This window comes from Tsukamurella sp. NPDC003166 (assembly GCF_040611135.1).
In the GTDB taxonomy this organism is placed as follows: domain Bacteria; phylum Actinomycetota; class Actinomycetes; order Mycobacteriales; family Mycobacteriaceae; genus Tsukamurella.
Genome location: NZ_JBEXNL010000015.1, coordinates 24,474 through 45,407 on the forward strand (window position 1 = coordinate 24,474; position 20,934 = coordinate 45,407).

Annotated in this window: 15 protein-coding genes and 1 CRISPR repeat array; of the genes, 1 reads left to right on the forward strand and 14 read right to left on the reverse strand. The window is 69.6% G+C overall.

Going from position 1 to position 20,934, the window contains the following annotated elements; translation table 11 throughout:
* Positions 1-3: 3 nt before the first annotated feature.
* From ABZX10_RS16560 to ABZX10_RS16570, 3 genes are all read right to left on the reverse strand, one after another.
* The gene (locus ABZX10_RS16560) at positions 4-333 is read right to left on the reverse strand and encodes a ferredoxin family protein (protein ID WP_355541996.1); all 330 of its coding nucleotides are present in this window, start codon (positions 331-333) and stop codon (positions 4-6) included.
* Entirely contained in the window at positions 330-1,967 is a 1,638-nt protein-coding gene (locus ABZX10_RS16565; protein ID WP_355541999.1) for an FAD-binding protein, read from the reverse strand. The genes ABZX10_RS16560 and ABZX10_RS16565 overlap by 4 nt, the downstream gene beginning before the upstream one ends.
* A 254-nt stretch (positions 1,968-2,221) precedes the next feature.
* Complete coding sequence (locus tag ABZX10_RS16570; RefSeq protein WP_355542002.1) at positions 2,222-2,380, reverse strand: DUF5302 domain-containing protein; 159 nt, start codon at positions 2,378-2,380, stop codon at positions 2,222-2,224.
* Between the two features lie 91 nt (positions 2,381-2,471).
* Here ABZX10_RS16570 and ABZX10_RS16575 point away from each other — a divergent pair, with 91 nt between their 5' ends.
* Complete coding sequence (locus ABZX10_RS16575; RefSeq protein WP_355542005.1) at positions 2,472-3,275, forward strand: SDR family oxidoreductase; 804 nt, start codon at positions 2,472-2,474, stop codon at positions 3,273-3,275.
* 102 nt (positions 3,276-3,377) lie between these two features.
* Positions 3,378-7,485: direct repeats of the CRISPR family, unit length 28 nt; unit sequence GGACCATCCCCGCTCGCGCGGGGAGCAC.
* 80 nt (positions 7,486-7,565) lie between these two features.
* Here ABZX10_RS16575 and cas2e read toward each other — a convergent pair.
* From cas2e to ABZX10_RS16630, 11 genes are all read right to left on the reverse strand, one after another.
* A complete protein-coding gene (cas2e, locus tag ABZX10_RS16580) occupies positions 7,566-7,901 on the reverse strand; it encodes a type I-E CRISPR-associated endoribonuclease Cas2e (protein ID WP_355542008.1) in 336 nt (111 codons plus the stop codon).
* Positions 7,898-8,857: a type I-E CRISPR-associated endonuclease Cas1e gene (cas1e, locus tag ABZX10_RS16585; RefSeq protein ID WP_355542011.1), complete on the reverse strand. Its 960-nt coding sequence runs from the start codon at positions 8,855-8,857 to the stop codon at positions 7,898-7,900. Before cas1e ends, cas2e begins: the two co-directional genes overlap by 4 nt.
* Position 8,858: 1 nt before the next feature.
* A complete protein-coding gene (cas6e, locus tag ABZX10_RS16590) occupies positions 8,859-9,536 on the reverse strand; it encodes a type I-E CRISPR-associated protein Cas6/Cse3/CasE (RefSeq protein WP_355542014.1) in 678 nt (225 codons plus the stop codon).
* Positions 9,536-10,231, reverse strand: a complete 696-nt coding sequence (gene cas5e / locus ABZX10_RS16595) for a type I-E CRISPR-associated protein Cas5/CasD (protein ID WP_355542017.1) — start codon at positions 10,229-10,231, stop codon at positions 9,536-9,538. Before cas5e ends, cas6e begins: the two co-directional genes overlap by 1 nt.
* Complete coding sequence (cas7e, locus tag ABZX10_RS16600) at positions 10,228-11,340, reverse strand: type I-E CRISPR-associated protein Cas7/Cse4/CasC (RefSeq protein ID WP_355542020.1); 1,113 nt, start codon at positions 11,338-11,340, stop codon at positions 10,228-10,230. The genes cas5e and cas7e overlap by 4 nt, the downstream gene beginning before the upstream one ends.
* A gap of 9 nt (positions 11,341-11,349) precedes the next feature.
* The gene (gene casB, locus ABZX10_RS16605) at positions 11,350-11,994 is read right to left on the reverse strand and encodes a type I-E CRISPR-associated protein Cse2/CasB (protein ID WP_355542023.1); all 645 of its coding nucleotides are present in this window, start codon (positions 11,992-11,994) and stop codon (positions 11,350-11,352) included.
* The gene (gene casA / locus ABZX10_RS16610) at positions 11,991-13,598 is read right to left on the reverse strand and encodes a type I-E CRISPR-associated protein Cse1/CasA (RefSeq protein WP_355542027.1); all 1,608 of its coding nucleotides are present in this window, start codon (positions 13,596-13,598) and stop codon (positions 11,991-11,993) included. The genes casB and casA overlap by 4 nt, the downstream gene beginning before the upstream one ends.
* Positions 13,595-16,387, reverse strand: coding sequence for a CRISPR-associated helicase Cas3' (cas3, locus tag ABZX10_RS16615; protein WP_355542030.1), 2,793 nt, complete (start codon positions 16,385-16,387; stop codon positions 13,595-13,597). The genes casA and cas3 overlap by 4 nt, the downstream gene beginning before the upstream one ends.
* A 950-nt stretch (positions 16,388-17,337) precedes the next feature.
* A complete protein-coding gene (locus ABZX10_RS16620; RefSeq protein ID WP_355542033.1) occupies positions 17,338-18,453 on the reverse strand; it encodes an alcohol dehydrogenase catalytic domain-containing protein in 1,116 nt (371 codons plus the stop codon).
* A complete protein-coding gene (locus ABZX10_RS16625) occupies positions 18,453-19,475 on the reverse strand; it encodes a ferredoxin--NADP reductase (protein ID WP_355542037.1) in 1,023 nt (340 codons plus the stop codon). Before ABZX10_RS16625 ends, ABZX10_RS16620 begins: the two co-directional genes overlap by 1 nt.
* Before the next feature lie 52 nt (positions 19,476-19,527).
* Positions 19,528-20,880: an AarF/ABC1/UbiB kinase family protein gene (locus ABZX10_RS16630; RefSeq protein WP_355542040.1), complete on the reverse strand. Its 1,353-nt coding sequence runs from the start codon at positions 20,878-20,880 to the stop codon at positions 19,528-19,530.
* Positions 20,881-20,934 lie beyond the last annotated feature (54 nt).

The window sequence follows — 20,934 nt, forward strand, 5'->3', positions numbered from 1 at the left end:
GGTTCAGTGGTAGTCGGGCCGGGCGACGGCGGCGCGGGCGGCGCCGTGGGTCCGCCGCCAGCCGACGCGGTCGCGGTAGAGGCCGAGCATCCCGGCGGCGCGTAGCGCGGGCTCGTCGCGGGCGGGTGCCCCGTCGGCCTCGGGGGTGCGCGAGGGCGAGACGTAGATCGCGTCGGCGGGACAGTAGGCCTCGCACTGGAAGCAGGTCTGGCAGTCGGAATGCCGGGCGATGACGGGGATCCGGCCGTCCACCCGATCGAAGACGTCCGTGGGGCACACCCGCACACAGATGTCGCAGGCGGTGCAGAGGTCGGCGCTGAGGATCTCGATCACGACGCCGCCTCCGCGTAGTCGCGGGTCCCGGTGACCGGGAGCTCGGGGTCGGGGTGTACCCAGACGTCGTCCAGGCCGCCGGCGAGCAGGCGGTGCGTCTGGGCGGAGTCGGTGTCGGGATGGTCGGTGCGGGTGTGCATTCCGCGGGTCTCGGTGCGGTGCGCCGCGGTGTGCACGGACCAGCGGGCCATCGCGAGCATCGCGCCCGCCTCGCGGGCGCGCACGGCGTCCCGTCCGGCGCCGGGGGCACCGTCGGATACGTGTGTCCAGAGGTCGTCGAGCTCGCGCGCCGCGGCGGCGAGGCCCGCGGCGTCCCGGAATCCGGCGCGGTCGACGGGCAGGGTGCTCCGCTGTGTCGTCGAGACGACGGCGCTCCAGTCGACGGGGCGCGCGCCCCGGGTGCCGACGGTGCCCGCGGGGGCGAGGTCGCTGGGGCGGGCGCGGCGCTCGCCCGAGGCGGCAGCGGCGGACCGTCCGGCCCAGGTGCCGGTGGCGACCGCCCAGGCGAGGTTGGGACCGCCTGCCCCCGTGGCCGATCCGACGATGCGGTCGCGCGCCGCGACGTCCCCTGCCGCGTACAGCCCCGGCACGCCGACGGTGCCCGATCGGTCGAGCACGTGCAGTCCGCCCGTGCCGCGGACGGTGCCCTCCTGCACCCAGTCGATGGGGAACCGGTCGCGGAACGGGTCGACGCCGAGCTTGTCGGTCACCATGAAGAAGTTCGGCATCGCGAGTCGCATCGCTTCGCGGCGCTCGGGCGGGGCGGTGAAGCGGGCGGTGATGGTGCCGCGGAGCGAGGCGGCGAGCAGCTCGGCGCGGGATTCGTGCAGGTCCCGGTAGGGGATCGGGGTGCCGGTGTGGTCCCAGTACTCGGCGTCGATGAAGAAGCCGTTCTTGTCCATGCTGGTGCCGAGCGGGACCATGCCGTAGAAGTTGGAGAACTCCATGCTGGACAGGTGCGCCCCGACCTCGGCGGCCATGAGGTGACCGTCGCCGGTGTTGACGTCGCCGCCCAGGGAGTGGCTCTTCCAGGTGGTCCCGCCCGTCGCGAGGACGACGGCGCCGGCCGTCACCACCCAGTCCCGACCGCGCTGCCGCTGGTGCCCGCGGGCGCCGGCGACGGCACCGTCGGCGGTCACGAGGAGCTCGAGGGCCGGGCTGTGGTCGAGGATCGTCGCCCCGCCCTTCTTCACTCGGCCGCAGAGGAAGCGCAGGTAGTCCGGCGCGCGGCCGAGGAGGGTGCGGCCGCCGGCCGAGGACGACGGTGCGGTGTCCATGCCCCACTCGGGAAGCAGGGCGGTGCGCTCCCAGGCCTCGTCGAGGACGGCGTCGGTCCAGAGCCGATCGGTGAGATAGCCGCCGCGCCGTTCACGGAGCGTGATCTCCTGGTCGCGCCGCGCGGGATCGGGCGGGACCAGCCAGTGCCCGACGCCCGCGGTCGCGGCGACACCGCTGCTGCCGCAGTAGCCCTTGTCCGCCAGGACCACCGCGGCACCGCGCTCCGTGGCGGCGATCGCGGCCCACGTGGCTGCCGGTCCGCCGCCGAGGATCAGGACGTCGGCGTGCAGGAGGAGGTGGGTGTCGTCGTCGACGGCCGTCTCGGGTGACGGCGCGCGGCGGGGGCGGCGGGTCATGGTCCGGAACGCTAGGGCGTTCACTGTAAGCGGGCAATGGTCCGGTTAGCCCGCCGGGCGCGGACCCGCAGGTCGCAACGGCTGCCCGGCTTCCGTTCAGGGCGCGCCAAACTCCTTGCCCGGCGGGCAATTACAATGACCATTGGTAATCATTCGCGGTGGCAGGCTGCGCGCCGGCCCGGGAACGACGAATGCACACGCCCCTGTCCGGGTGCGTGCATTCGTGGGTGCTGCACTGAGGTCGTGCTGAACCGCTATCCGCTCTTGCGGCGGAACTGCTGCTGATGGCTCTCGGAGCCGTGGGGCGCCTGGCCCTTCGCCGAGCCGTCCAGATGCGCGGCCCCCTTGCGGGTGGCGGCGTTCTTCTTCTCCAGCGCTTCCTTGAACTTGTCGGCGACACCGTCGGCGGTCATGCTGTCTCCTCTCGTCGAGTACCACCACCCTAATCCGGACGAATCGACGGGGCATCCGGATTTCGGGCCGACGCGGCGCTACCGTGAGCGCATGGGAACGTACGTTGTCACCGGTTCGGCATCCGGAATCGGCGCAGCCACCGCCGATCGTCTGCACGCCGCCGGGCACGGGGTGATCGGCGTCGACCGGGCGGGTGCGGACGTCGAGGCGGACCTCGGGTCGCCGGGCGGGCGGTTCGAGGCGGTCGCCCGGATCGGGGAGCTGGTCGGGAACGGTGCGGTCGACGGTTTCGCCGCCTTCGCCGGGATCGGGCCCGGTGCCGGCCGGGCCGGGTCGTCGCTCGTGGCGGTGAACTACTTCGGCGCCGTCGATCTGCTGGTCGGGCTGCGACCGCTGTTGGCCCGCTCCGCGGCGGCGTCCGCCGTCCTGGTCAGCTCGAACTCGACCACCACGCAGCCCGGCTGGCCGATGGAGCTGGCGGAGACCTGCCTGCGCGGCGACGAGCACGACGCCTACGACCTGGCCGATTCGTACGGCGAGTACGGTTCGGTGCTCGCCTATCCCGCGACCAAGGCCGCGCTCGCCTACTTCGTGCGCACGCACGCCGCCGAGTACATCGCCGACGGGATCCGGCTCAACGCCATCGCCCCCGGCATGATCGACACCCCCATGACCCGTGACGCCGACCCCGACATCGCCGCCGCGATGAAGGCCTTCCTCGAGCTGGTCCCCGCCCGTCGCGCGGGGCGGCCGGAGGAGATCGCCGCGCTCACCGACTTCCTCCTGGGGCCGGACTCGCGCTACATCGTCGGCTCGGTCATCTTCGCCGACGGTGGCCTCGACGCCCAGCAGCGTCCGCTGGACTGGCCCCGGCCGGCGGCGCCGGAGGAATGATCGGCCCGCAACGTCGTTCAGATTCGGACGCGTGTCTCAGGGCCCGAACCTTTAACGAATCGGGTCGGGTGACAGCGGGTATGGCGACCGACCTTGTGTTCGGGGGCGAACCCCGCTCGCGCGGGGAGCACGTCGCGCTGAACGTGTGCACGGATCCGAAGGTTGAACCCCCACTCGCGCGGGGAGCACCCACATGACGCATCGACCCCTTGGGGCGGGGGGACCATCCCCGCTCGCGCGGGGAGCACGCGATCATCATCCCATTCCCCTCGACTGACGCAGAACCATCCCCGCTCGCGCGGGGAGCACCCGAACCGGTTCCCAAGGCCCGTCGGTGCGACGGGACCATCCAGCTCGCGCGGGGAGCACCGCGCCTTGCGCTGCGACGCCCAGCCGGACCTGGGATCATCTCCGCGCGCGCCGGGAGCATGACTTGTCGGTGGGTCACTGGGCGCATAGGGCCGGACCATCCCCGCTCGCGCGGGGAGAACCGCTTGTCGGAGCCGCCGCGCTCGAGGCGCTTGGGACCATCCCTGCTTGCGGGGAGAGAGAACGCGCGCCAACAGAGCTGCACGCGCACAGTGGGGGACCATCCCCGCTCGCGCGGGTAGCACCGATCGCCATGTCAGCCCTCAATTCTCCGCAAGGGACCATCCCCGCTCGCGCGGGGAGCACGTGCCCGGCTGCTGGTAGGCCCCCAGGCCCGTAGGGACCATCCCCGCTCGCGCGGGGAGCACCCGATCGCCTCCTTCACCGCGTTGCCGCCCGACGGACCATCCCCGCTCGCGCGGGGAGCACGGGGGAGGCGCGGTCTCGGCGCCGGTGCTGCCGGGACCATCCCCGCTCGCGCGGGGAGCACGAGGCTGATCCGGATGCGGAGGTGAAGCCCGCGGGACCATCCCCGCTCGCGCGGGGAGCACGAGTCCTGCCGCAAGACCCTTTCCGCCGCCCGGGGACCTTCCCCGCTCGCGCGGGGAGCACGGGAACGACCGATTCAACGCCGACGCCGAGCTGGGACCATCCCCGCTCGCGCGGGGAGCACCGCCATGCTGGTCAGGAACCGGTGCCGGACCCGGGACCATCCCCGCTCGCGCGGGGAGCACCTACAACCCTCCCGGAGCGAGCACGATGGACAGGGACCATCTCCGCTCGCGCGGGGAGCACCCCGACGAGTTCTGCGCCGCGCTCCTGCCCGCGGGACCATCCCCGCTCGCGCGGGGAGCACGCCCTCGGCATCACCGGGATCCCGGACAACCTGGGACCATCCCCGCTCGCGCGGGGAGCACGGCCTCACGCTCCTCGACACCCTCCAGAGCCAGGGACCATCCCCGCTCGCGCGGGGAGCACCCCGTCGGGCATCGTCTCGGTCGTCTCTGACACCGGACCATCCCCGCTCGCGCGGGGAGCACTCCAGCTCGATCTCGGCGGATCGGATCGCAGACGGACCATCCCCGCTCGCGCGGGGAGCACTGCCCGGTTCCGGTGAGCAGTGCGGCACCGTGGGGACCATCCCCGCTCGCGCGGGGAGCACAGCGCCGTAGCCCTTACCTCCGACCTCGATCACGGACCATCCCCGCTCGCGCGGGGAGCACCTTGTGACCGTCAGGGGGTTGGAGTGAGCCGTCGGACCATCCCCGCTCGCGCGGGGAGCACCTCTGGCTGCGCCAATTACCTACGGCGCGTTCGGGACCATCCCCGCTCGCGCGGGGAGCACCCCTGGTCAAGCGAGGCATCCAGCTGTCCAGGCGGACCATCCCCGCTCGCGCGGGAAGCACAGGCTGGCCCCATGCGCAACGGCAAGATGGCGCGGACCATCCCCGCTCGCGCGGGGAGCACACGATCAGCGCGACGTCGTCCTTCCCGACGCCGGGACCATCCCCGCTCGCGCGGGGAGCACTCCCTCGCCGAGGTGGAGCTCGACGACTGCTACGGACCATCCCCGCTCGCGCGGGAGCACACGTTGGTCGACGCGTACCCCCGTTGGCGCAGGGGACCATCCCCGCTCGCGCGGGGAGCACCCAGGTCCGCCACTCTTACCTATTTGGCAGTTGGGACCATCCCCGCTCGCGCGGGGAGCACTTCCTCGAGGACATGGCCCGCGGCGACCGCCCGGGACCATCGCCGCTCGCGCGGGGAGCACCAAGCGGCGGCCGCCGAGCTCATCGAGCATCTGGGACCATCCCCGCTCGCGCGGGGAGCACGGGGACAGTGGGAGAGTGACGACGATGTGCCGGGGACCATCCCCGCTCGCGCGGGGAGCACAGCCGCTGAATTTCAGCGGCGAACATGTTTCCGGGACCATCCCCGCTCGCGCGGGGAGCACTGCACCGCCCCGGTCCGACTTCGGCTCGTCCCGGGACCATCCCCGCTCGCGCGGGGAGCACTCACCAACGACGGGGTGGAGGTCGGCCGGGCCGGGACCATCCCCGCTCGCGCGGGGAGCACCTCGAGCGGCGCGTCACCACCGCGCTGCAGGCGGGACCATCCCCGCTCGCGCGGGGAGCACTCGTACAGCCGCAGTTGCGCATCCTCGACGGTGGGACCATCCCCGCTCGCGCGGGGAGCACTTCCTGTCCACGAAGTCTGAGACGACTCACCAGGGACCATCCCCGCTCGCGCGGGGAGCACGGAACCCTCGTCGGCACCGAGGCAACCGGCACCGGACCATCCCCGCTCGCGCGGGGAGCACCGACCTGTTGACCAGTCTGGGAAGTAGGTCGGGACCATCCCCGCTCGCGCGGGGAGCACACGCCGCGGTCGACCGCGAACGTGCTGCGCCAGGGACCATCCCCGCTCGCGCGGGGAGCACACCTTCGGGGTCCTCCCGAAACGCATGGCCGACGGACCATCCCCGCTCGCGCGGGGAGCACACGCCGCGGTCGACCGCGAACGTGCTGCGCCAGGGACCATCCCCGCTCGCGCGGGGAGCACACCTTCGGGGTCCTCCCGAAACGCATGGCCGACGGACCATCCCCGCTCGCGCGGGGAGCACCCGATCATCAAGCTCGGCCACACCGACCCGCGGGGACCATCCCCGCTCGCGCGGGGAGCACACCTTCGGGGTCCTCCCGAAACGCATGGCCGACGGACCATCCCCGCTCGCGCGGGGAGCACTGAATCAGCGGGGCCTCCGCGCTCGGCTCCCAGGGACCATCCCCGCTCGCGCGGGGAGCACACCGCTGTGCCCGTGGGCGCGCCCCGTCGCGGGACCATCCCCGCTCGCGCGGGGAGCACGCGCTGGCCGCGGCGACCGGCGGTGTGGCGCACGGACCATCCCCGCTCGCGCGGGGAGCACGCCGCGAAGGCTGCGGCGGCGGGCTGCCAGCAGGGACCATCCCCGCTCGCGCGGGGAGCACTACGGCGGTGGTGCCGCTGGCGGCAAGGCGGTGGGACCATCCCCGCTCGCGCGGGGAGCACCCGTGTTGCGACCAGCCGTCCGGCTCGGCGACGGGACCATCCCCGCTCGCGCGGGGAGCACACGCCCACCTCGGACGGCGGCCGCGTGCAGCAGGGACCATCCCCGCTCGCGCGGGGAGCACCATGACTTGCCGCCCGTCGTCTTGTGCTTCCAGGGACCATCCCCGCTCGCGCGGGGAGCACTACGGCGGTGGTGCCGCTGGCGGCAAGGCGGTGGGACCATCCCCGCTCGCGCGGGGAGCACCCGTGTTGCGACCAGCCGTCCGGCTCGGCGACGGGACCATCCCCGCTCGCGCGGGGAGCACCTCGCCGGTCGGGTGCTCGACCAGATGAGCCCGGGACCATCCCCGCTCGCGCGGGGAGCACTCGTCGGTCATCGCGATCATTGTCGCGGTCGCGGGACCATCCCCGCTCGCGCGGGGAGCACAGCGTCTTCGCCGTAGGCGTTGATGCCGCCTTGGGACCATCCCCGCTCGCGCGGGGAGCACTCGATCACGGTGAACGCGCCGTATTGGGCGATGGGACCATCCCCGCTCGCGCGGGGAGCACACGGGGGCAAGAGGACCGGCGAGGTGGAACGTAGGACCATCCCCGCTCGCGCGGGGAGCACCCGACCACGACCCGTTGCCGTTGGGGATCGCTGGGACCATCCCCGCTCGCGCGGGGAGCACCCTCGCCATCCCGCAGGGAGCCGCCTGATGCCGGGACCATCCCCGCTCGCGCGGGGAGCACGAGCGCGCGCCCGGACTCGATGCGGAGGCGGTGGGACCATCCCCGCTCGCGCGGGGAGCACACTTGCTGACCAGCAATGATGCTACAGGAAACGCGACCCAACTATGTTTTGCTGAGCGTAAGATTGTTGATCGGGTTCCGTCATCGCCGCCTACGGCGATGAGAGGCGGTGCTCCAGCCACGCTGGGTACGGGCTCTCGCCGTTTCGTTGTCAGCCGGACGCCGGATGAGATTGATGCCGTCGAAGTCGACGGGATCCCACTCGTGGAGATGCGTCTTGAATGCCAGACGCTGTTCGCTCTGCGATTGGTGGATCATGATTGCCTTGCCGCTCTTGACGTTCTCGACGACTTGAAGCCACAGGTGTTCACGGACGCGCGAGGAGACCGAGCCGACGTAGACTCCGGCGCTCACTTCGAGGAGCCATCGGGTGAGATGCCCACGCAGTCCTGCGGGGCACGCGGTCAGCACGATCACTCGAATGGCGGCACCCCATCATCCTCGAAGTTCGTTCCACCCGCGACATTTCCGCGGTGGTCGTCCCACAGTTCAATCACGTCGGCGTCGACCTGGGACTGCTCGCCGTCGACACCGGGCAGCAGCAGGTGGTGAATGTCCCGGACACTACGGGCGAGAATCGTTCCGGATTTGAGTGCGTCACGTACAGCCCTGCGAGTAATGCCGCCGACGTCGGTCTCATCGAGGTCCTCTTCTTCGATTCGGGCCGCCACGTCGAACGCGACAGGGATCGTTACGTCGGCCTTGTAGAGGTCCGCGATGTCGTAGACGAATGATCTGTCGTGCCCGGTGTGGACGATTCCCAGCCCTGGGCTGCATCCAAGGCCGACGACGACAGAGTGAACCACGCCGTACAGGCACGTATGTGCCGCTGACAGAGCTTGATTAACGATGTCCGAGCTCGCGAAGTCTGCAGGATCGTATTCCCTCCTGAGCCACGCAATGCCGGTCCGCTCCGAGTGCTCCCGATACAGGCTGCGGACACGCGCGCCTTCACGGCCGCGGAGCTGTTGCATTGAGCATTGAGTCACGTCCTCGCCGGGGAAGCGCATCGCGTACATCTCGCGCGCAACGGCGATACGCTCCTTCTTCGAGGAGACCGCCCGCGCCTGGGCATCGAGCAGCCGACTCGTTCGACCGAGCGGGCGGCCGTGCGCGTAATACCTGACACCGTGCTCGCCTACCCAGACTGTCGTAGACCCGCTGTCCGCCATGAGAAGCATCGCTTGGTGCGTGACTCGCGTTCCCGGGCCGAGGAGTAGTGCGCCGAGCGTTGCCGCAGGAATGTGCACCATGCCGCGTTCATCCGTGACCGTGATGGCGTTGTCGTCCCGACCGATCGTCGCGCGCTCGACGTAGATGAACGTGATCCGGTCCTGCACGCGCACCAACTCTGACGGGCGGGCCGGCCGCATTTCATGACGTCGGTAGCGGCAGCACCGTCAAGAGGCCGCAGCCGTAGCCCTTCGCCCTACCCAGCCCGTGTCCCAGCGTGTGCCGGAACGCATCCGCATCCGTGACGGTCAGGGCGCCGTCGTAGGTGGTGGTGGTGAGAGTCACCCGGGAACGATTACGAGTGAACGATGAGTGGTCCCGGTCGGAGAGAGTGAGTGCAGGGGCTGTGATACCGCCGACCGTCGAGGCTACACTGGGGAGGATGGTGAAGCCAGCCTCCTCTGACTTCTCCACCAGCCAATTACGTTGGTGTTCAACGGTCTTATGGCCTACGATCTGCTTCGTAGTCCCAGTGGTGACGCGGTGTGTCGGATTCGCGGTCAGGCGGAAGGCATAGTTGGCTCCGGCCTCGATGGTCGTGAGAAACGGTGCGTACTCGCGTGTCGCCCAAGTATTGTCGGTTGACCATCCGGCCTGCTCGGCGATGTGCGCCAGACAGGGGCGCTCCGGGCTGACAATGAGGAGATCCACGGAATGGTCGATTCGGTCGACGCGCCACAGCACACGCCCGTTCTCGGATTCGGTCGGTGTGCCCGGAGCGAACGATGACATCACTGCCGCGTGCATCGCGTGCCGGTTGGCGAGGAGCTTCACCGCTCCTCGCCGGCGCGAGTTGATGGCTATGCGGGACATGAACATCAGCTACCTCCCAGAGGTGCGAGCCAATCCGGAGTGCGGCGCCGGGACTCCGGGTTGTGGAAATGGGCCCAGTCGTAGACCACGTCCCGCCAGCCGTATTTGCGGTCAGTGGGATCGAAGCTGAGCGGCACGTCGCGGATCGATTCGTCGATCGGCTCGCCAGGCATCGCGTCGCGGGTGATGGGCAGATTCACCGACGTCGCCTGCTTCCGACGGTGCGTGAGGGTCGCGATCCAGGGCTCGGCCTTCAGGCACTCGATCGCGGATTCTTCACGAATGTGCGCCCGCAGGGGAGTACTCGGCGGGCACGACCGCCGTCCGAGGTAGAGCGGAAAGGTTGGTCGTGCCAATGATTCCTGTAGACCCAGGAGTAAGTCATCCGGCCCCTCGACGGCGGCGAGGAACTTCGCGTCCGCGAGGTAGTAACGGTGCGACAGCGGCTTCGCCTTGCCGCTGCGCCAGTCGATCGCGGTTTGGAAGTCGCGCTGCAACTCGCCCGGTTGATCGGTGCGGACCGCGAACGTCAGCGCCGCCAGGTCCTCGATCGGATCGGTACGCCGACGACCCTGCGCGGCTCCAAGTAGGCCGATGATCCCACTTTTGGTCGGTTCCCGTCGGGTTTTACGTTCAACGAACCGGCTCGAGTCGCCCCACGACTGCATAGGGGCGCTCAGGGGAATCAGCAGGGCTGTCACGAGGATTCCCCTACACGGGCGCAGGCGTCGGAGGTGACGCGCTCGATGAGGTCCGGAAGGTTCACGGCGGCCGCGTAGTCGGTGTTCGTCGGGAAGCCCGGGGTTCCGACCACGAGTGACAGGATCGGGGTGAGGCCGTACGCCGTGTCGGTATCCACAGCCCGTTGGAGGAGAAGCTCGGCGGCGGCGCGGGCGCGGTTGCCGGGAGTTTCGATGGCATCCTCGAACGCGGAGGCAAGATTGATGGGCTGGTCATCGCGCACACTCACGAGGACGAAGTCGGGCAACGTCCGGTTGGCGAACGTGTTCTGCTTGCCCGTGGGCATGGAGGTGATGAATGATCTTGTGAAGGCCTCAACGCCGCGGGCAGTGGCCTCGCCCGAGCCGAGGGTCTCATGCAATGCTGAGACGTTCACCGTGGCGTACCGATACAGCGTCGACGCGTTGAACTCGACGGTGCCGATCATTCCGGCGCCCGCGTTGTCGTCGTCCTGACGGTCGTCCACCGCGGTGAAGTAGTCGAACTCGGAGACCAGGGGATGAACGCCGATCGCGTGCGCGACCTGCGCTGCGGCATCGACCTTGAGATCGGGTGAGTCCGCGATCATTCGCCCGAAGAGCGCGAGGTCGATGGAATGGCCGCGCGCGAGAACGTTCTTCGCGTCGGCCGCAGCGATCTTGCCGTCGGGGGCGTCCGCTGCGAGCCGCGCGAGCTCGTCGATCTGCGGGTTGCCGAGGAACAGAAGCGCGCCGGTCTTGGTGTAGACGACCTCGGAATCCTTGCGGGGCTGGGACTTCTCGGTCTTGATTCCGGCTGCCTTCAATGCTGCCGCCGCGAGGTCGTCGGCCGCGTCGCCCGTGATCTCCGGGGTCCGCTCGGTAATCCGCTGGGCGATGTCGGCGACGAGGCGAAGCGACCGTACGCCCAGCTCGGAAACATCGAGATGGTCGGCGAAGTCGCGGCGTATCGCGCGCTTCCAGGCTTGACTCGAGACCCGTGCGCGGCGGGTTCCACCGAACGTCGTTGATTTCGGGCTGCCATCCTCGTCGCGGTTGATGTTGGCAGGTGGAACGGTCTGGATGACGTGGTAGTCGATGTAGATGGACATGGTGTCTCCCTAGTGGGTCGTGGTGGAATCAGCGGAAGGGACGGACGGTGTGCTCGCGCGTTTCGACGGTGCGGGCCGGCTGAAGTCGCGCGCCCAGGCGAGCTGAACCCGCTCACGGCGGGAGCGTTCGCCCGAGAACAGGTCTGCGAGGTCACGGGCGAGCCGGCCGTAGTCGAGTGCAAGATTCGCAGCCCGGAGCCGCCCGACCAGACCGCGCACGTGATGGATCACTTCCGTGTCGTGGTCGGCGGTGGCCAAGGCATTGAATCGGCGGACCACTGCGCTATCCGGTTCGATCGTGCCGTTCTCCTGTGCCAGCCGACGTATCGCCGTACCGAGGCCGTAGCCGCCGGGCGACGACTGGGAGACCCGGTGCATGTGCTCGGACTTCGACTGCTGGTGATGGCTGAACAGGCATGCTGCTACGTATGCGGCGCGTTCCTGATGGGTGGGGAGTTCGCCCGTCTGGTACTGCTGCGGGAAGCCCTCGAATACGACCTGGTAGACGGACGGATCCGCAGTCGGGTCATTGAGCGGGGCGCGCCGGAGTCGGGCCAGGGTAGTGACTGCTCCCGCTCGGTTCTTGAGCGCACCGTCCTGCAGGCGCGCGATGACGGTGCGGACGTGGTCGGTCAGTGGATCGGGGCTGCTCATGCGACTCCTCCCTCGTTCTTCGATTCGGTGGGTAGGTAGTGATAGAGGTTGCGCCGGAATCGGTGCTGCGCCGTGCCGATGGACACGAGATGGCCGTCGCGTTCGCGTAGGCCGCGGGCGGCCGGCGGCGCATCGGCGGTGAGCTCTTCAGCGAGTGCGATGAGAGTGTCGCGGGCATGGTTGGTCCAGATCGACAGTCGCTCTTCGGTATTGGTGTTGTTCACCGTCGGTAACCAGCGGCCGAAGTCTTGCTCGAGAAGGTGATAGGCGCGGTCTCGCGCGGTGCTCATCGCTGGTTCGCGCTCGCCGCCCGCCGCCACGGCGAGGTCGGCGCTGAAGTTGCCGACCGCGCGGGCCGCACCGTCGGCACGGTCGAGCGCCGTGCGGACCGCACTGTGGCTCGCGCTGCTCGGGTCGGTGACCGTCGGGTGCATTTCGAGTGCGTCGGTGATGAGCTCACCGTACGAGCTCATCTGCGCGCCGTACTCGAATCCCACTCCCGACGTCCGGATGAGGATGTCCTCGGGTAGGAGGCCGAGCGCGACGCGCCGAGATAGCTCGTTGAGGGTGTGCGGCGGCAGGTGAAGGCGATCGCCGGCCTTGTCGCGGGGTGCGTCGGTGCCCCACGGAAGTAGCCTGCCCAGGCCACGCCACAGGGCGCGGGACTTATCGTGAGCGGCCGGCATGTAGACGGGCGTCGTGGACTTCTGCTTCTTGCGTTGGGCATCGCTGAGGCGCCAGGCAGACATCGGCTCGCGGGTGTGTTGGCGCCAGTAGTCGAGAGGGTCGCCGTTGCAGACGAGCACACCGGTGACGGATCGATCGGAGTGGAAGAGCCTGATGCGGCGGATGGGCCAGGTGAACAGGGCGAGCGGACCGAACGGGCCGGCGTCACTGGCGCGTCGGGGAGCTGAGGTGAGCGGGGACAGCTCCCAGATCGGTGCGTCGCGGTCGTCGGGCTCCTTCGGCGCGACGAAGTTATGGAAGAGTGTCTCGGCCACGTTGTCGCCCTCGACGATCAGGCCACCTAGCCATCCGGCCCAGCCGACGCCGATCGGGTATCCGCGGCCACCCTTCACCCGCTCATCGCCGACCGCACCGGACTTGATCCCGGTGTAGTCGAAGGCATGGCAGTGGATCAACCACCGGGCGGCGGTGGCGGCGTCGAGGTAGTCCAAACGCTGGGCCATGCTGAACAGTGCTCCCTCGCCCGGTGATCCGGAGACGAGGAGCTCCAGCCCGCGGACCTCATCGGACGCGAGGTGCAGATCCGCCACCTGCAGGAACGGGTGCTCGGGGTGGAACAGATCGAATCGATGGTGCCACTGATCCAGATAGCGGTCGATCGCATGAAGTGGCGGCCCGTCGTTCCACAGCGCGGCGATGTCGACGGCGTCGTAGTCGCCGCTCGCCTCCTCGAGGACCGCTCTGTAGTAGATCGCCAACGCGACGCGGAGCACCGCGAAATCCTGCGTGGCCAGGTCGCCGTGAATTCGGGAGATCCTGTGCGCGCCGTGGAACAGCTCGCGCAGGCCGACGGTGGCGGCTGCACCGTCGGCCATCCGAACGACGATCCACGGCTCGTCGACGAGGTTGAAGGTCATGATTCTCCTCGGTAGTCGACGACGAGGCCGAGGGCATCGTCGTACTCGAATTCGTGATCGGCGAGCCGGGCGCGGGCGTCCGGTCCGAGGATCAGCGGCAGCGCTCCTCGTAGCCAGCGGGATTGCTGCCACGTGTCGATGAAGCCCTGGCGTTCCAGCGCGTCGATCAGCAGGTCTCCTCCGCGGCCGCGACCCAGGTGAGCCGGCAGCCGCACGGTGTCCTGGGCCAGGCGGCGCGCCAACAGATCTTCGACGACGGTGCCGAGATCGACCTGTTCACCACGGATCTCGGTGTCCCAGCGGGGCGCGATCAAATGACCCGAGGCGTCGCGTTCGATCAGCACGACCTCGATCGCATCGTCTGCGTCGCGCACCTGAGCCAAGCCCTTGAGCGTGCTGGGATCGGCTGCCAGTGCGCTGGGCCAGCCGACCAACGGTTCCTGCTTGGGACGATCGATCGTGAAGTCGCCGGCACGTCCGACCTGCCGCGCCTCGCGAATCGACGCGTTGTCCGCCGCTTCGGCCCACGAACCCTCCCAATCCGCCGGTGGTGGCAGCTCGTCCTGGTACGCGCTGGTCACCAGGGAAGCGACGTCGTCCGGTGAACGAATCGCACCGAGGGTGGCGCGGTGTTCGTCGAGGACGGCCAGGGAACGGAGCAGCGCCGCTGACCCGTAGACCGCGGCACACCCGCGATCGATGTCGGGTGCACCGTCGGGACATCGCGCGAACCCCGTCAGCACCAGGCGAGGTTCGCGCATGGTTGCCGGCCGCTCGTCATCCGCCCTGGCGTGCCGATGCAGCCGACCAGCACGCTGGATGAGGAGGTCGATCGGGGCGACGTCGCTGAACATGAGGTCGAAATCGAGATCGAGCGACTGCTCGATCACCTGGGTGGCGACGACGATCAGAGCGTCGGATGCCACGCGAGGTGCACTCGGGGCGGGCCCCAGCAGATCGCGGAGCTCTTCCTCTCGTTGCCGCCGGTCGGGCCCGAGGAAGCGCGAGTGAAGGAGCTTCACGGTCGCGTCGCTGTTCGCCGACACGAGGCACCGGGTGACGTTCTGCGCGCGGGACACGGTGTTGCAGACGATCGCGATGCGGCCGCCGGCGGCCGCGGCAGCGACTGCGGCCGCGGCGATCTCGGCCTCGTGACCGGGCAGCTCGTCGATCATGATCTGCGCGGTCCGCCCGGACGGTGCGAGAGGGATCGATCGGCTCCCATCGGGATCGCTGGTCGTGAGGATCGGGTACACCGGGCTCCCACTCGCCCGAGTGCGGCGCTTCTTGCCCTGGTTGTAGGCATCGAGTAGCGCGGCCCTGCGTGCAGGCGGCAGCGTCGCAGAGAGGGCGATGACCGGCACGTTGTAGGCGCCGAGCCACATGAGCGCTCGCTTGAGGTACTCCGTCATATACGAATCCGCAGCATGCACTTCGTCGAGGATCACCACCTTCCCCGACAGGCCCAGATGGCGCAGGACCACATGCTTCGCCGCGAGGCCGGCGACGAGAACCTGGTCGATCGTGCACACGACCACGCTCGACAGTGTCGCGAGCTTTCCACGTCCTGACAGCCAGTAATTGGCCACCGCGGTGCCCTCGTGGCGTCGGTGCTCGTCGTCATGGATCCCTGACGGACGGAGGAGATCGTCGTACTCCGGGTTGAACTCCGCGGTGCCGTGCACGAGCGAGACGGTGACGTCGTCGGTCTCGAGAGTGCGCGGTAGCCACCGGCGCACCTCCGAGAACACCGCGTCGGAGGTGGCCCGCGTGGGGAGCGCGAATACGACCCCGCCCAGGCCGAATCGTGCGCACAGGATTTCGGCCGCCGCGAGTGCGGCTTTCGTCTTCCCCTCTCCGGTGGGAGCTTCGACGATCATCAGCTCGGGTTCGGGCAGCTCGCGGGCGAGCTGTGCGAGCGTCGTCTGCACAGGCCGTGGCGCTTCGAGTGCGTGTCGGGATCGGAACAGCTCTGTGTCGAGGTCAGGAGGGCGCGGTTGCCACGGCTTCGGCAGCGCGAGCCGTCGCATCGCGGCGTCCGCGCGGGCAAGGGAGTCGCGGCGATCGGCGAACGGGAACAGCGACTCCGTTGAGGCGAGCCAGTCGCCCACGATCACGAGAGCGGTCACGACGATGGCGGCCGGTTGGCTCAGCCGGACTGATCGGAGCGCCGCGAAATCGTCGGACGTCATCGCGGCGATGTCGGCGGCGTAGGTCAAGAGCTCGTCCTGCGCCCCACGCCAGCGGTCGTCGCCCATCCGGCGGTCGTCGCCGGTGACGCTGCTGAAACTGGGAAAGCGTCCATGGTGCCCGCCGGGGACCGCGGCGAGGTAGGCGGCCTCGTTCTTCGTCCACCCGTGGTGAAGTTGCAGCCAGGTGCTGAGTGCGCGATAGCCGGCGAGCGAGTGGGGAAACTCTCGACGCTCCTGTGGGGAGATCGTGGGGAAGCTGAGCCCGGTGTCCCGGATCTGTTGATCAAGGCCGACGCCGGGCATTGCTGCGAACACCGGGCACGCTTTGCCAACGTCGTGAGCGGCGGCAAGGAATGCGATGAGGCGCTGGGCGAGGCCGGCTGACCTGACGGCCTCCGCGATCAGCGACTGGGTCGCCGCAGGCAGGAGTGCGTCCCAGAGTCGACGCGTGATCGCGGCTGCGTCGGCCATGTGCCGCCACAGCGGGAGGTGGTTCCCGTCCTCGTTCCGAGACTTCGCCCACATCGCCATGGCCGGACCCGACAGGTCGGGCGTAGGCCCGTTCGTGTCAGTCCCGTGTGATGTGATCTGCGTCATATGAATGAAGCTAGGTTGCGCCGAATGAAAAATCAAGCTCGGATATCAACTCTGTACTGTTTAATTCAATATGCTCAGCATCCCCGCTTGCGCGGGGAGTGCGCCGAGATCAACTCGGTACTTGGATCATCCCTTGAGAGGGAGGCTGAGCATGACAATGATGGACGGTTGCGGCTGATATGTCGAGGGGCTCTGGTCGGTGTGGTGAACGGGATGGAGTAGGTGTTGGGCGACGCCGACCGTGGTCGGACTTCGGTGATCCGCCTCGCTTGTCCATCCGGCGAGCGAGCCGGTATCTCGTTGTCGAGTCCAAGGAGGCGTGGCATGATTGATCTAGCCCCTCGCGCTAAGCCTGTGGGAAGTGAGCCCCGGACGCGGCCGGACGACCGTGCATCGGGGCTTCGCGCTTTCTCGGGATGAGTCGTGAATCGGACCCTGTACCTCGATGAGGCAAAGCGACGGCGATACGTGGTTGTTGTGGTCATCGTTGAGGATGGAGACCGGGCGACAGTTGAGCGCGCCGTGCGAGTCCATGTGCTCCCGGGGCAGCGCCGCATTCACATGAAGAGCGAGAGCGATCGACGCCGGAAGGTGCTCGCTGACGCTACGGCGCGGATGCCTGTCGTTGCGCACGTCTACGTGGGGCGTGAGGGCGAGTCGGACAAGGCCTCGCGTGATCGAATTCTTCGCCGGGTGTATGCGGACGCGGATGGGCGAATCGTTCTGGAGCTGGACGAATCGATGCTGCGGTGGGACGGAATCACTCTGAACTCGGCGAAGTCCGCACGTCCGAAGGGGTCAGCTCCGATGTGGGCTCACCGGCGCGCTCACGAAGACCTACTCCTCTGTGTGCCGGATGTTATTGCATGGTGCTGGACCAGAGGTGGTGACTGGCGCCGAAGAATCGACCACCTCGTTGCCGAGGTGGTCGAGGTCTGACTGGAAGCAGTTCAGAACCGGATCACCTGGCGGACGGCGGCACCGTCGGCCAGGGAGTCCATGCCCTCGTTGATCTGGTCCAGGATGATGACGCCGCTGATCAGCTTCTCCACCGGCAACTTGCCGGCGCGCCACAGCTCGACGTAGCGCGGGATGTCGCGCTGCGGCACGGCGGATCCCAGGTAGCTGCCGATGATCGTGCGGGCCTCGGCCGTCAGCACGAGCGGGCTGATCTCGGACCGCGCAGCGGGATTGGGCAGTCCGACGGTGACCGTCCGGCCGCCGACGGCGGTCGCCGCCACCGCGGATTCGAAGGCGCGAGGATGCCCGGCGGCCTCGATGACGACCGGTGCCCGTACGCCCGCCTCCGCCAATTCCGCTGGGGTGTAGGCGAGATCGGCACCGAGGGCGCGCACCGCGTCCAGCTTGGCGGGCTGTGCGTCGACGCCGATCACGCGGCCGACGGCACCGTCGGACTTCAGGGACAGGGCGGTGAGGACGGCGGCCATGCCGACCCCGCCCAGGCCGATGACGATGACATCGTCGCCACCGGAAGGCATTCCGGCGTTGAGCACGGCGCCGCCGCCGGTGAGCACGGCGCAGCCGAGGACGGCGGCGATCTCCGGCGGGACGTCGGCGTCCACGCGGGTCACGGAGCGCGCGTCGACCACCGCGTGCGTGGCGAAGCCGGACACCCCGAGGTGATGATGCACGTCCTGCCCGGAACGGGAGAGGCGTCGGCCGCCGCCCAACAGCTCGCCGGCGTTGTTCGCGACGCTGCCCGGCGTGCACGGGAGTTGGCCGTCGGTACGGCAATTGGCGCACTCGCCGCAGCGGGGGAGGAAGGCCATCACGACGCGGTCGCCGACCGCGACACTCTCGGTGCCCTCGCCCAACGCCTCCACGATGCCGGCGGCCTCGTGGCCCAGCAGCATCGGCACGGGGCGGACGCGGTTACCGTCGACCACCGACAGATCGGAGTGGCACAGGCCTGCGGCTTCGATGCGCACCAGCAGCTCACCCGGGCCGGGCGGCGCGAGCTCCAGCTCGCCGACCGAGATCGGCGACGACTGCGCGTACGGACGCGCGCGCCCGATCTCCTCCAGCACGGCTCCGCGGATGCGCATCAGTACTCGACCTCCAACTCGGGCGACGTGGGCTTCGCCTGGCACCCCAGAATGTAACCGTCCTCGGCGTCGTCGGGGTCCAGACCGTCGGTCACCGCCATCTCGACGGTGCCCTTCGTCAGCTTGCACAGGCAGGTCGCGCACTCGCCCGACTGGCAGGAGTACGGCACGTCGTGGCCGTTATTGATGAGCACGTCCACCAGCGACTCGCCCTCCGGCCACGGCACGGTGAAGGTCGCGCCCAGGTTGTGGACGGTGACCTGCGGCGAGTCGACGGTGACCGCCACCTCGTGGGGCACGATGTCGGCGAAGGCGTCGCCCGTGAGCGAGGCGTAGATCTCCTGGTGCACCTGCTCCCGCGGGGTCCCGATCACCCGCGCGGCCTCCTTGCAGGCGGCCATGAACTCGTCGCGGCCGCACAGGTAGGTGATGCGCGAGTGATAGGGCGTGAGCAGCGCGGACAGCATGTCGGCGTCGGGGATGCCGCGCTCGGACTCCATCCACCAGATCACGGTGAGCCGCTCGTGCTCGGCCTCCAGCGCGGCGATCCGCTCGCGGAAGATCGTCGCCGCGGGGGCGGCGTTGGCGTACAGCAGCGTGACCGGCTGCGTCCCGGCCGTCAGCGCGGCGGACAGGATGGACATGATCGGCGTGATGCCGCTGCCCGCCGCGAGCAGCAGCAGGGGTACGTCGAGGCTCTCGGGGACGAACACGCCCGCCGGCGGCAGGACCTCCAGCTCGGAGCCCGCGGTCAGGTTGTCGCACAGCCAGTTCGACGCGTACCCGTCGACGGTGCGCTTGACCGTCACGCCGGGCCTGCCGGCGTCGAACGGGGAGGTGTACAGGGAGTAGGACCGCGCCACGGACCCCGTCAGCTCCGACGGGACGCGGACGGTCACGAACTGCCCCGGCCGGTAGTCCCACTCGACGTCGAAGACGAAGGACTTCGCGAGCTCCGTCTCGTCGATCACCTCGGCGACGGTGACGATCTGGCTGCGGCTCGAATGGGGGGTCAGGCTCATGCGTCCAGGTTATCGGCCGGACGTGTGGCGGATTCTGCCCGCCCAGCGGGCACTATCCACCACTCCGCGCGAGCCAGGCGGCGTGCTCGCGACCGAGCTCGGTGGACGGCGGGTCGCCGTAGATCCACTCGCGGCAGATGCCGTGCCAGTCGGCGGTGGCCTCCAGCCCGCCGATCATGCCGAAGGTGAGCAGCTCCGCCCGGCGGGAGAAGGTGTGGGCGGCGGGCAGGCGGAGCGGGGGATCGCACTCGGGCGGCGAGGTCGCCACCGCGACGGCCCGCTTGACCTCGGCGGGTGTGATCGTCGCCGGGCCCGGCCGCAGGTGCCACGGTGCCGACAGCCGGAAGTAGCGCAGCAACGTGTCGGCGCCCGGCCCGTCACCGCGGAGGGCGCCGGCGGCGCGCAGCAGCCCGACGAGGTCGTCGCCGCGGTCGGCGACGGCGGCGCGGAAGCACGCCCGTTCGAACGCCGCCGACTCCGGGCCGAGTGTCTTGTAGAGCCCGTAGTCGAGGAACGCGAGCCGTCCGTCGTCGCAGGCCAGGACGTTGCCCGCGTGCGGATCACCGCAGAACTCGCCGTCGCCGAAGACGCCGCCCACGTAGAACCGGTGCAGGATCTCCCCGGCGCGGTCGCGCACCCCGGGCGGCGCCGACCCCAGCGTGCCGAACCGCGCACCGTCGACGAACTCGGTGACCAGCACGCGCGGCCCGGACAGCTCCGGCAGCGGCGCGGGCACCCGGACGAACGGGTGGCCGGCGTACCGTCGGGCCACCCCGGACTGCGCGCGGCACTCGCCCGGGTAGTCGAGCTCCGCGAGGATCGTCTCGCTGATCTCGGCGAGCACGGCCTCGGTCCGGACGGCGGAGGCGCGGCGGCCCCGCCACACGGTGAGCAGCAGGGCGAGGTTCTTGAGGTCGGCGCGGATCGCGGCGTCGACGCCCGGGTACTGGACCTTGATCGCCACGGCGCGACCGTCGGCGGTGACGCCGCGGTGCACCTGGCCGATGGAGGCGGCCGCGATCGGTTCGGGATCGATATCGGCGAAGGCGCCGCGCGGACAATCCGCCTCGATCACGGGCAGCACCTCGGAGAACGCAGCGCCGGGCGCACGATCGGTGAGCGCCGTCAGCTTCTCCTGGAAGGCCGGCAGGGCGTGCTCGGGCACCAGTCCCAGGTCGACGGTGGCCAGCGCCTGTCCGACCTTCATCGCCGCGCCGCGCATGGACCCCAGCACGGCGACCAGGCGGTCGGCCGCGCGGAGTGCCGCCTGCTCCTCGGCCTCCGCCCGCTCCTCGGGCGTGCGCGCGCGGGCCCGGGCGACGGTGCGGTCGACCGCCTGCCGGGCCACAGCGCCGCCCAGCTTCGCGCCGCGCCGCAGGCGGGTGGACGGATCGTCCTGGGTCATGGCATCAGGGTATCCGTCCTACACCGGTGTAGGTTTGCGATGGAACTGACGTTT